Origin of the sequence: Wolbachia endosymbiont of Phyllotreta cruciferae (genome assembly GCF_918697765.1) — a bacterium.
GTDB lineage: Bacteria > Pseudomonadota > Alphaproteobacteria > Rickettsiales > Anaplasmataceae > Wolbachia > Wolbachia pipientis.
Genome location: NZ_OU953855.1, coordinates 412,096 through 424,383 on the forward strand (window position 1 = coordinate 412,096; position 12,288 = coordinate 424,383).

A 12,288-nucleotide genomic window follows, 5' to 3' on the forward strand; every position below is an offset into this window, starting at 1 on the left:
CAGTTAGAATTTTTTTATTTCGTTATGTAAAATATGGGGTAGTTATGCTAGTGTCAGAGCAAATAGAGAGTGTAGATAGGGAAGAATTAAAGCAACAAAATCATATACATAAAGATACAGAGTGTTCGGAAGAGACGACAATATATGGGCATATTAATCAACATATGGAAAAAAACATCTCAAATACATTGCATGAAATATATGATGCTCTTATGTCATATAACGAATCGGAACAGTCAATGACGTCAACTTAAGAACTTTCATTAGCAAACTCTCCTAAAGACATGATGGCGTTTAGGCTTATCTACTTTATTGCGGCTGTCCCGGTCGGATTTTAACTTTAGCGCGTATACTTAAAAAGGGCTTGAAAGTTTTTTGGCGCAATAAGTACCTGATAGAGTTTCTGCCTCATTACACCAAATAAAACTGAAAAATTTAAACGATACTCAGTAATTTGATCTGGGTTCCAAGGCCCTTGTGCATCACACATATGAAGCGATAATATATTGCACATGACCAAGTTTGCCCAAAATTCTTGTAATACAGCCTCTCCAGAAAAATTCTCTAACTCTGCTCCTACTTTGAGTCGTTTATAGCACTCCTCTATGTGTCACCTTAACACATAAGCTTTGCTCCAAAGTCTCGGTCAAAAACTCTGTTTCTCAGTTGGCTAATGTCAGCACTATAACTCTTACTTTCTGTCCTTTCATTTTATTTTTTAGCTTTTCATTTTCTAATATAAAATCAAAATCTAATTCGCCAGCGTTCCCATAGCTTACTATAATTTCTTTTTTGCAAGCGAAAAATAAAATCTACTTCCAAATCATAATGCTGCTGAATGAATTTTACTGAAGACGATCATAGATAAATAATAATTTCTCTTGATTTAATAAACGCATTTGAGTGATAACTTCGGGTAATTGCTCTTCCGCCAACGTTTGTTCACCTATATTCCAAGCTGCAAGACGAGCACTGCAAATCAATGAAGTACACAAATCAACAAACAAATTGCCAATGGTACCTGTTGTTCCATTTGGTTCAAACTCGGATACAATTTCCTCAGAGCTGGGTAATCTCATACCAGAACCATCTGCTGCAATAAGTCTATAGCCTCTCCAACTCAGGTTCATCCTGATAGGCTGTTTGGATGCTTAAATTCTTGAAAGCCTGTATGGCAAATCTTATACCTTGCTTTAGAAAAAGCTTGCTTTGAGGGTACATGTCAATGGCTCCATAAGTTCACATTCTATTCCCAAACTTTTTTTAACTAACTTTAAAATCATAGAAAATACTGTCGAAAAAGGAAGTTTTCTTGTTCGTGTAAAACTCAACACAATGGATTTTCTGAAAAGTTTTCGAGTATATTGCATTTTTAATTTGTAAGATAAGATCTTTTCCTTTTTGCATGCCTCACCTAAAAAAGACACATTTTAAACTTTTTTGTTGCAATAAAATAGAAACAAAAGTGCTGTCCCTTGCACTCTTTGGATAATTTAATGATAAAAAATTTAGAGAGAAATTTTATACACTATCGCTGATATTTTTCCTTAAGTTGACGCCATTGCCTGAACGGACAATGGCGTCAACTTAAGAACTTTCATTAGCAAACTCTCCTAAAGACATGATGGCGTTTGGGCTTATCTACCTTATCGCGGCTATACAATCGTCCCGGTCGGATTTTAACTTTAGCGCGTATACTTGCTCTATCAAAAAGGGCTTGAAAGTTTTTTGGCGCAATAAGTACCTGATAGAGTTTCTGCCTCATTACACCAAATAAAACCGAAAAATTTAAACGATACTCAGCAATTTGATCTGGATTCCAAGGCCCTTGTGCATCACACATATGAAGCGACAATATATTACACATGACTAAGTTTGCCCAAAATTCTTGTAATACAGCCTCTAAATTTACGCCAGAAAAATTCTCTAACTCTGCACCTATTTTGAGTCGTTTATAGCACTCCTCTATATGCCACCTTAATACATAAGCTTTGCTGATATCTTCCAAAGTAAATTTTACTCGGTCAAAAAGTGAAGTAATCAATACCTCTGTTTCTCCGTTGGCTAATGTCAGCACTATTACTCTTACTTTCTGTCCTTTCATTTTATTTTTTAGCTTTTCATTTTCTAATATAAAATCGAAATCTAATTCTCCAGATGCAATTCGTTCCCATAGCTTGCTATAATTTCTTTTTTGCAAGCGAAAAATAAAATCTACTTCCAAATCATAATGCTGCTGAATGAATTTTACTGAAGACGATCATAGATAAATAATAATTTCTTTTGATTTAATGAACGCATTTGAGTGATAACTTCGGGTAATTGCTCTTCCGCCAACGTTTGTTCACCTATATTCCAAGCCGCAAGACGAGCACTACAAATCAGCGAAGTACACAAATCAACAAACAAATTGCCAATGGTGGCATTGTGCCTGTTGTTCCATTTGGTTTAAAGCGGCCAAACTCGGATACAATTTCCTCAGAGCTGGGTAATCTCATACCAGAACCATCTGCTGCAATAAGTCTATAGCCTCTCCAACTCAGGTTCATCCTGATAGGCTGTTTGGATGCTTAAATTCTTGAAAGCCTGTATGGCAAATCTTATATCTTGCTTTAGAAAAAGCTTGCTTTGAGGGTACATGTCAATGGCTCCATAAGTTCACATTCTATTCCCAAACTTTTTTTAACTAACTTTAAAATCATAGAAAATACTGCCGAAAAAGGAAGTTTTCTTGTTCGTGTAAAACTCAACACAATGGATTCTCTGAAAAGCTTTCGAGTATATTATATTTTTAATTTGTAGAATAAAATTTTTTCCTTTTTGTTTGGTAGAAGTCATAGTTTTAAATCCTCCTGATTAAGTTTTATCGCTATGACTCCCCCACCAGAACCGTGCTTGCAGCTTTCCCGCACACGGCTCCACAATGTAGTATTCACAGCATTTCCTATTTTGTATATAATGAGTAGCATATTCTTGGTTTTGGTAATGGATTAACTTGTAGATAGTGTATAAATTGCTTTGAATTCATACTCTTCTTCTGACTACGTCGGTTTATCCATTTATACGCTAGCTTGATTACCCGCCAGAAGAATTTATTCAACCACCGGTAATTTCCGCTAACTCCGAAGTAGTTATAGTGTCCTGTTAGTTTTGCTTTAAGTATTGACCACCAATCTTTAAGGTGAACTTTATTTCGGATCTTTTTCACCCATTCTTTGATTTCTTTAAGTTTTCTAGATAGATTTTCTTTCGAGGTTTTATGACCTACCATTACTCTACCTTTACGACTCCTTGTACCATAATGGGTGAATCCTAGAAAGTTGAAACTTTCCGTTTTTCGTTTCTCCCTTATTCCTTGTTGCCACTCCTTTTTGCCAAACTTTACTATTCTTGTTTTGTCTTCAGATATTTCCAGTCCAAATTTTCCTAGCCTTTGTTTCAGTGACTCTAAGAGTTCTCTAGCATCTTTTTCTCTTTCGCAGCAAATCAGGTGATCGTCTGCATACCTAACTAGCTCCATATAACCTTTAGATCTTAGCTTGAATTTCTTTTCAAACCACAAATCCAGCACATAATGCAACTATATATTAGCTAGTATAGGACTTACTATTCCCCCCTGAGGTGTGCCTAGTTCAGTTGCTTCATAATGTCCTGCTTCGACTACTCCTGCCTTAAGAAATCGTTTTACTAACCACAGTATGTTTGGGTCTGTTATCCGTTCTCTCAAGCATCTCATTAGCCATTTGTGCTGGACATTATCAAAGAATTTCTTGATATCAACTTCTACTACATAGTTAGTTGGTCTGTACATAACTGCTTTATTTAGTGCATTTACCGCTTGATGACAGCTTCTACCAGGACGAAAACCATATGAGTTATCCAGAAAGTTAGCTTCATAAATATTTTCTAATATCTTCTTCAGCATTATCTGGACTAACTTATCTTCTGTAGACGGTACTCCAAGCCCGCGTTTCTCTTTGCTTCCAGCTTTTGGTATATATACTCTTTTCACTGGTTGCGGTTGATATCGCTTTCTTTTCATACTATCCACCAGAGTGTTGAGCTTCTCTTCAAGATTTTCTCCATAAGCTTCTACTGTCACCTGGTCTATACCGCATGCTTTGTTATGCTTTAGCTCTTTATAACATTCAGCAAGATTCTCTGCGTTTATCAGATGAATTAACGATTAAATTTCAATCGTTTATCTTGCCTGGCTCTTACTGCTATCTGATTTAGTTTTCTTTGCACGTTATTCCAACCTCCGTTGTATTGGCATAGCAATTCCTAAACCAGTCACTATATTGCTGACCGCTTCCCCTTGTATGTGGCTTTCCCACACTCTGAGTACTATCAATCAGTCCGACTTCCTTTATATCTTCCGTCAGTACTCGCCTTTGTTGACTTGTTCCAACGTACCTTAATAGGAATACAAAGGATCTCCCAAGTTTACGTAAACTCCATCTCAACACGTGATACGGCCTCAGATCCCGATAGAGTGAGTGATAACTTGCCCTATTGTTACCCTTCTTGCTGTCTTCCACTATATGCAACGTGTCGACCTCTATGACATCGAGAATTTCGGGACTCAATACCTTCACTTTCGTTGTACCCTGTGTTGTCCATTCCACTAGCTTTACTACGCTCGTTACCTTACGCAGCATAGTGGTTTGTTCCAGCCTGCTGGCTAGGCTTTGCCTGGGTTGGATTTTCACCAACTGGACTTTACGCACTTTGCTTGGCGCACGCATATTTCACCTAAAAAGGACACATTTTAGACTTCTTTGTTGAAATAAAACAGAAACAAAAGTGCTGTCCCTTGCACTCTTTGGATAATTTAATGATAAAAAATTTGGAGAGAAATTTTATACACTATCGCTGATATTTTTCCTTAAGTTGACGCCATTGTCTGAACGGATACTTGAATCAGGCTCAAGTTGACAAGTAGATGTTATCTTGTTATAATAAGTAAGTAAGTATTTATTAATTTAATCTTAACTTAAGAGGGTATTTATGGTAGCAAGTGATAGTGTTTTAAAAAGGTATGCGTTAGCCTATATAAAGAAATCTGGTAGTAACAGTGATGTTAAAGAGTTTTTACAATTTTGTAATACGCAAAATACCACAAATTGGAGTGAGGAGAATTTTAAAAATGCGTATGAAAAATTTACACATCCAAATTCAAGCAATAGGCACGATACAGGAAGCAGAAATGATCAATATAACGCAGGGAATAACGCACAACCTACAGGCTCTCAGATTACACATATACATGTACACAATAGAGGTTTAGACTTTTGGGATTATTTGCTATTACAATGCTGGATGGATTCTTTATTCGGTGGACGTGGTCACACTACGGTTAATAATATAACGAATATTAACAATGGTAATACCACTCATCAAGGGAGAAAAGAGAATAAAAAAGAATCAGAAGACAGTAGAAAGCTATTAGCTTTGGGTATAGTAGCTGCAGTTGTGTGTGTTGCTTTCCATGCTGGTATGTGTTTTTGGTATAACAGCAGCAGAAAAGTGGCTAGAAAAGAAGAAAAAATAGATTACCTGGATAGTAAATTTAAAACGTTCAGAAATATAGAATTTGCGGTTGGCGTTGTTTCTTTGGCAGCTTTGGTAGCTTGTGCTGTTTACCCACTTACTATTACCCTTACTATTACCCACAAATATAAATGTTTGTTGCATAGCTCTTAATGGCATAACTTTTGCTTGAAATAACTGTTTATATGGTGCAATTTACAGCTTTTAGTTGCTAAAATTATAACTCTTAGTTTAATAATTTTAATCTAATAAGCTTTCAGGTTAATAAAATTAAATTATTTGAGTAAATACAATACTATGTTTTTATTTGTGGGTAATAGTAAGGTCTTACCAGTGTGGGGTTTAGCTATCCTTGGCGTTAATTCTCTCGTATGTTTTGCTGGTGGTTTAGCTTTTCATATGAAGCATGAGGAAGAATCAGAAAATATCGAGAAAGCTAAAGGAGCGGTAGATAGCTGTCTTAGACAAGGGCATGGTTATGGAGATTCTTCTCGTTATGATGCACCACCTCCTTACTTTTCTCAAGATCCTAATACTACTCCAACTGCTCCTCCTCAAAATGCATTTGATAATCCTTATTTGCAACAGAAGTTTGGGAATTGTAAGGGGTTCACGCGTGATAAAAATTAACAGTTTTATTTTTAGCCAAATTAATTGAATCAAGCTACAAAACCTGCTAAAGTTAACTTTGTGAAAGCACCCTTAGCTCAGTTGGATTAGAGCATTTGACTACGGATCAAAAGGTCGGGCGTTCAAGTCGCTCAGGGTGCACCACATTTTATAGGAAACAGAAGTCACACTTGAAATTAATATATGTAATACCTATCTTTAAAGGTTAAGCACTAAACTATTATATATGAGCAAAAAAGACTACTATGATCTGCTGGAAGTAGGCAGAAATGCCAGTATTGATGAGATAAAAAAAGCGTATAAAAAATTAGCATTAAAATATCATCCTGATAGAAATCCTGGCAATCAAGAAGCAGAGGAAAAATTTAAAGAAGTAACAGCTGCATATGAAGTTCTGTCTGACTCTGAGAAAAGGGCAGGCTATGACCGTTATGGCCACGAAGGTGCTTCTGGTGGATTTCAAGGCTTTAGCTCTGCAGGAGATTTTAGCGACATATTCAATGACTTCTTTGGTGGAGGATTCGGTGGTGGTGCAAGTAGATCGAGAGCAAAAAGAAGTACAACAGGAGTATCTGGAGCAGACCTACGTTATGATCTTGAAATTACCTTAGAAGATGCATTTAAAGGAATACAAGCGCCTATACATTATGTGACAAATGTAAAATGTGATACATGCCAAGGCACAGGTGGCGAAGGAGCAATTAAACCAGTTCAGTGCCACACATGCCAGGGAAGCGGTAGGATTAGAACTCAACAAGGCTTTTTTACCATCGAAAGAACATGTACTACATGCTATGGGGAAGGAGAAATAATACAAAACAAATGTAAGAAATGTGGTGGAAGTGGACGTAGAAGAGATGAAGTAAATATATCCGTTTCAATTCCAAAAGGCATAGAAGAAGGAGCTAAGGTAAGGATAAGTGGTAAAGGAGAAGCTGGAACAAAAGGTGGAAAAAGTGGAGATTTATACGTATACGTGAAAATAATTTTCCATAAAATCTTTGCTAGAAATAAAGCAGATTTACACTGTAAAGTGCCTATAAGAATGACACTAGCAGTGCTTGGTGGTGAAATCGATATTCAATCAATTGATGGAGCTAAAATAAAAGTAAAGGTCCCTGAAGGCACTCAAACTGGTACCAAACTACGTTGTAGGGAAAAGGGTATGCCATATATGAACTCACATGCTCGTGGTGATTTATACGTACAGGTAATAGTTGAGACTTTAAATCCAAAAAATTTAACTAAAAAGCAAATTGAACTATTAAAAGCGCTTGAAGAAGAGGAAAATGCAAGTGTACAACAGCAATCTGAAGGGTTTTTTAGTAAAGTAAAAAAAAAATAAGAAATCTGCTAAATGACATAAAGGGGTAACTGTTTACGCAATGGCGTCAACTTAAGAACTTTCATTAGCAAACTCTCCTAAAGACATGATGGCGTTTGGGCTTATCTACCTTATCGCGGCTATACAATCGTCCCGGTCGGATTTTAACTTTAGCGCGTATACTTGCTCTATCAAAAAGGGCTTGAAAGTTTTTTGGCGCAATAAGTACCTGATAGAGTTTCTGCCTCATTACACCAAATAAAACCGAAAAATTTAAACGATACTCAGCAATTTGATCTGGATTCCAAGGCCCTTGTGCATCACACATATGAAGCGACAATATATTACACATGACTAAGTTTGCCCAAAATTCTTGTAATACAGTCTCTAAATTTACGCCAGAAAAATTCTCTAACTCTGCACCTATTTTGAGTCGTTTATAGCACTCCTCTATATGCCACCTTAATACATAAGCTTTGCTGATATCTTCCAAAGTAAATTTTTCTCGATCAAAAAGTGAAGTAACCAATACCTCTGTTTCTCCGTTGGCTAATGTCAGCACTATTACTCTTACTTTCTGTCCTTTCATTTTATTTTTTAGCTTTTCATTTTCTAATATAAAATCGAAATCTAATTCTCCAGATGCAATTCGTTCCCATAGCTTGCTATAATTTCTTTTTTGCAAGCGAAAAATAAAATCTACTTCCAAATCATAATGCTGCTGAATGAATTTTACTGAAGACGATCATAGATAAATAATAATTTCTTTTGATTTAATGAACGCATTTGAGTGATAACTTCGGGTAATTGCTCTTCCGCCAACGTTTGTTCACCTATATTCCAAGCCGCAAGACGAGCACTACAAATCAGCGAAGTACACAAATCAACAAACAAATTGCCAATGGTGGCATTGTGCCTGTTGTTCCATTTGGTTTAAAGCGGCCAAACTCGGATACAATTTCCTCAGAGCTGGGTAATCTCATACCAGAACCATCTGCTGCAATAAGCCTATAGCCTCTCCAACTCAGGCTCATCTTGATAGGCTGTTTGGATGCTTAAATTCTTTAAAACCTGTATGACAAATCTTATATCTTGCTTTAGAAAAAGCTTGCTTTGAGGGTACATGTCAATGGCTCCATAAGTTCACATTCTATTCCCAAACTTTTTTTAACTAACTTTAAAATCATAGAAAATACTGTCGAAAAAGGAAGTTTTCTTGTTCGTGTAAAACTCAACACAATGGATTCTCTGAAAAGCTTTCGAGTATATTATATTTTTAATTTGTAGAATAAAATTTTTTCCTTTTTGTTTGGTAGAAGTCATAGTTTTAAATCCTCCTGATTAAGTTTTATCGCTATGACTCCCCCACCAGAACCGTGCTTGCAGCTTTCCCGCACACGGCTCCACAATGTAGTATTCACAGCATTTCCTATTTTGTATATAATGAGTAGCATATTCTTGGTTTTGGTAATGGATTAACTTGTAGATAGTGTATAAATTGCTTTGAATTCATACTCTTCTTCTGACTACGTCGGTTTATCCATTTATACGCTAGCTTGATTACCCGCCAGAAGAATTTATTCAACCACCGGTAATTTCCGCTAACTCCGAAGTAGTTATAGTGTCCTGTTAGTTTTGCTTTAAGTATTGACCACCAATCTTTAAGGTGAACTTTATTTCGAATCTTTTTCACCCATTCTTTGATTTCTTTAAGTTTTCTAGATAGATTTTCTTTCGAGGTTTTATGACCTACCATTACTCTACCTTTACGACTCCTTGTACCATAATGGGTGAATCCTAGAAAGTTGAAACTTTCCGTTTTTCGTTTCTCCCTTATTCCTTGTTGCCACTCCTTTTTGCCAAACTTTACTATTCTTGTTTTGTCTTCAGATATTTCCAGTCCAAATTTTCCTAGCCTTTGTTTCAGTGACTCTAAGAGTTCTCTAGCATCTTTTTCTCTTTCGCAGCAAATCAGGTGATCGTCTGCATACCTAACTAGCTCCATATAACCTTTAGATCTTAGCTTGAATTTCTTTTCAAACCACAAATCCAGCACATAATGCAACTATATATTAGCTAGTATAGGACTTACTATTCCCCCCTGAGGTGTGCCTAGTTCAGTTGCTTCATAATGTCCTGCTTCGACTACTCCTGCCTTAAGAAATCGTTTTACTAACCACAGTATGTTTGGGTCTGTTATCCGTTCTCTCAAGCATCTCATTAGCCATTTGTGCTGGACATTATCAAAGAATTTCTTGATATCAACTTCTACTACATAGTTAGTTGGTCTGTACATAACTGCTTTATTTAGTGCATTTACCGCTTGATGACAGCTTCTACCAGGACGAAAACCATATGAGTTATCCAGAAAGTTAGCTTCATAAATATTTTCTAATATCTTCTTCAGCATTATCTGGACTAACTTATCTTCTGTAGACGGTACTCCAAGCCCGCGTTTCTCTTTGCTTCCAGCTTTTGGTATATATACTCTTTTCACTGGTTGCGGTTGATATCGCTTTCTTTTCATACTATCCACCAGAGTGTTGAGCTTCTCTTCAAGATTTTCTCCATAAGCTTCTACTGTCACCTGGTCTATACCGCATGCTTTGTTATGCTTTAGCTCTTTATAACATTCAGCAAGATTCTCTGCGTTTATCAGATGAATTAACGATTAAATTTCAATCGTTTATCTTGCCTGGCTCTTACTGCTATCTGATTTAGTTTTCTTTGCACGTTATTCCAACCTCCGTTGTATTGGCATAGCAATTCCTAAACCAGTCACTATATTGCTGACCGCTTCCCCTTGTATGTGGCTTTCCCACACTCTGAGTACTATCAATCAGTCCGACTTCCTTTATATCTTCCGTCAGTACTCGCCTTTGTTGACTTGTTCCAACGTACCTTAATAGGAATACAAAGGATCTCCCAAGTTTACGTAAACTCCATCTCAACACGTGATACGGCCTCAGATCCCGATAGAGTGAGTGATAACTTGCCCTATTGTTACCCTTCTTGCTGTCTTCCACTATATGCAACGTGTCGACCTCTATGACATCGAGAATTTCGGGACTCAATACCTTCACTTTCGTTGTACCCTGTGTTGTCCATTCCACTAGCTTTACTACGCTCGTTACCTTACGCAGCATAGTGGTTTGTTCCAGCCTGCTGGCTAGGCTTTGCCTGGGTTGGATTTTCACCAACTGGACTTTACGCACTTTGCTTGGCGCACGCATGTTTCACCTAAAAAGGACACATTTTAAACTTCTTTGTTGAAATAAAATAGAAACAAAAGTGCTGTTTATTGCACTCTTTGGATAATTTAATGATAAAAAATTTAGAGAGAAATTTTATACACTATCGCTGATATTTTTCCTTAAGTTGACGCCATTGTTCGTACAGTTATGTGTCAGCTACTTGGATGACACTTTTGTACTTGATGCAAGATTATATCTTGAAAAAATTAAGTTTTAGTGCTATTAAATGGTTGTAAATTTTGTCTCTGTGGTAGCTTTATGAATGTTGAAAGTAAAAAAATACATGATGCTAAAATAAAATTACCAATATTTCTTGATTATCAATCTACTACTAAAGTGGATCCCCGTGTTTTAGAGGTGATGATACCTTACTTTGGTGAGTTCAGCAATGCACACTCTCGCAGCCATTCATTTGGTTGGACTGCTGAAGAAGCAGTGGAAAAAGCAAGGAAACACATCGCTGATCTGGTGAACGCAGATAGCAAAGAAATTATCTTTACCTCAGGTGCAACTGAGTCAAATAATACAGCAATCAAGGGCGTTGCTCACTTTTATAAAAATAAAGGAAATCATATAATCACTGTCTGCACGGAGCATAAGTGTGTTTTGGATTCTTGTCGGCATCTGGAAAATGAAGGCTTTAAAGTTACATATTTGCCTGTTAAGCAAAACGGAATTATAGATTTATCAAAGCTTGAGGAAGCAATTACTGATCAAACAATCCTGGTTTCAGTGATGATGGTAAATAATGAAATCGGAATAATTCAGCCTGTCAAAGAAATTGGTGCAATATGTAGAAAGTATAATATATTTTTCCACACAGATGCAGCTCAAAGCTTTGGAAAAGTTCCAATTGATGTTAATGAGATGCGCATTGATCTTATGAGTCTCTCTAGCCACAAAATTTATGGACCTATGGGAATAGGCGCATTATACGTTCGTAAAAAGGGCTCTCGTGTTAGATTGACACCATTGATCAGTGGTGGTGGACAAGAAAGAGGTATGCGTTCTGGAACAGTTCCAACTCCCCTTGCAGTCGGTTTTGGTGAAGCAGCACGTATTGCTAAAGAAGAAATGGAACCAGAAGCAAGCAAATTGGAAGGACTGAGAGATATTTTGTACAATAAGATAAAAGAAGCATTTCCTGATGTTGTTTTAAATGGTGACTATGAAAATAGGATTCCTGGCAACCTAAACTTGAGCTTTCCCTATGTTGAGGGTGAGTCTCTCATCATGGCAATCAAGGATTTAGCAGTAAGTTCTGGTTCTGCGTGCACATCTGCGTCTCTTGAGCCTTCCTATGTCATACGGTCGTTAAATAATGGCCATGACCTTGAGCATTCATCAATTAGATTTGGCCTAGGCCGATTTACAACCAAAGAAGAAGTTTTGTACGCAACAGATCTTATTACTAAAAATGTTGGCCGACTGAGAGAAATGAGCCCACTTTGGGAGATGGTACAAGAAGGAGTAGATTTGAACACCGTGAAATGGGACTCTCATTAAATGTATCCGTTCCAACTGCAA

5 protein-coding genes, 1 tRNA gene and 5 pseudogenes are annotated in these 12,288 nt (G+C 36.9%); 6 read left to right on the forward strand and 5 right to left on the reverse strand.

Annotation, left to right across the window (positions count from 1 at the left end; genetic code table 11):
- Window positions 1–44 precede the first annotated feature (44 nt).
- Complete coding sequence (locus tag NL281_RS01980) at window positions 45–254, forward strand: hypothetical protein (RefSeq protein WP_015589377.1); 210 nt, start codon at window positions 45–47, stop codon at window positions 252–254.
- A 9-nt stretch (window positions 255–263) separates the two neighbouring features.
- On the opposite strand, the pseudogene NL281_RS01985 reads toward NL281_RS01980, so the two are convergent.
- The 3 pseudogenes from NL281_RS01985 to ltrA (NL281_RS09100) form a co-directional block, all read right to left on the reverse strand.
- Window positions 264–1,407: pseudogene (locus NL281_RS01985) on the reverse strand (transposase).
- Between the two features lie 193 nt (window positions 1,408–1,600).
- Window positions 1,601–2,838, reverse strand: a pseudogene (locus NL281_RS01990) (IS4 family transposase).
- A gap of 106 nt (window positions 2,839–2,944) precedes the next feature.
- Window positions 2,945–4,042: pseudogene (gene ltrA / locus NL281_RS09100) on the reverse strand (group II intron reverse transcriptase/maturase).
- A 968-nt stretch (window positions 4,043–5,010) separates the two neighbouring features.
- On the opposite strand from ltrA (NL281_RS09100), the gene NL281_RS02005 reads away from it, so the two are divergent.
- The 4 genes from NL281_RS02005 (at window position 5,011) to dnaJ (ending at window position 7,528) form a co-directional block, all read left to right on the forward strand.
- On the forward strand, window positions 5,011–5,706 hold the full coding sequence (locus tag NL281_RS02005) for a hypothetical protein (protein ID WP_253303509.1): 696 nt from the start codon (window positions 5,011–5,013) through the stop codon (window positions 5,704–5,706).
- Between the two features lie 180 nt (window positions 5,707–5,886).
- On the forward strand, window positions 5,887–6,183 hold the full coding sequence (locus NL281_RS02010) for a hypothetical protein (protein ID WP_253303510.1): 297 nt from the start codon (window positions 5,887–5,889) through the stop codon (window positions 6,181–6,183).
- A 66-nt stretch (window positions 6,184–6,249) separates the two neighbouring features.
- Window positions 6,250–6,327, forward strand: a tRNA-Arg gene (locus NL281_RS02015).
- A gap of 82 nt (window positions 6,328–6,409) precedes the next feature.
- Window positions 6,410–7,528 carry a molecular chaperone DnaJ gene (dnaJ, locus tag NL281_RS02020; RefSeq protein WP_012673045.1) on the forward strand — a complete coding sequence of 373 codons (1,119 nt, stop codon included), beginning with the start codon at window positions 6,410–6,412 and terminating at the stop codon, window positions 7,526–7,528.
- A 64-nt stretch (window positions 7,529–7,592) separates the two neighbouring features.
- Here dnaJ and NL281_RS02025 read toward each other — a convergent pair.
- Both NL281_RS02025 and ltrA (NL281_RS09105) read right to left on the reverse strand, forming a co-directional pair.
- A pseudogene (locus NL281_RS02025) lies at window positions 7,593–8,830 on the reverse strand (IS4 family transposase).
- A gap of 106 nt (window positions 8,831–8,936) precedes the next feature.
- Window positions 8,937–10,034: pseudogene (gene ltrA / locus NL281_RS09105) on the reverse strand (group II intron reverse transcriptase/maturase).
- A gap of 985 nt (window positions 10,035–11,019) precedes the next feature.
- Between ltrA (NL281_RS09105) and NL281_RS02040 the strand changes: the two are divergent.
- On the forward strand, window positions 11,020–12,267 hold the full coding sequence (locus NL281_RS02040; RefSeq protein WP_077188391.1) for an IscS subfamily cysteine desulfurase: 1,248 nt from the start codon (window positions 11,020–11,022) through the stop codon (window positions 12,265–12,267).
- Window positions 12,268–12,288: the final 21 nt, after the last annotated feature.

Excerpts from the sequence above, each read along its gene's own strand:
- NL281_RS01980 (WP_015589377.1), top strand. The coding sequence starts at position 45 with ATGCTAGTGTCAGAGCAAATAGAGAGTGTAGATAGGGAAGAATTAAAG.
- NL281_RS02005 (WP_253303509.1), top strand. The coding sequence starts at position 5,011 with ATGGTAGCAAGTGATAGTGTTTTAAAAAGGTATGCGTTAGCCTATATA.
- dnaJ (WP_012673045.1), top strand. The coding sequence starts at position 6,410 with ATGAGCAAAAAAGACTACTATGATCTGCTGGAAGTAGGCAGAAATGCC.
- NL281_RS02040 (WP_077188391.1), top strand. The coding sequence starts at position 11,020 with ATGAATGTTGAAAGTAAAAAAATACATGATGCTAAAATAAAATTACCA.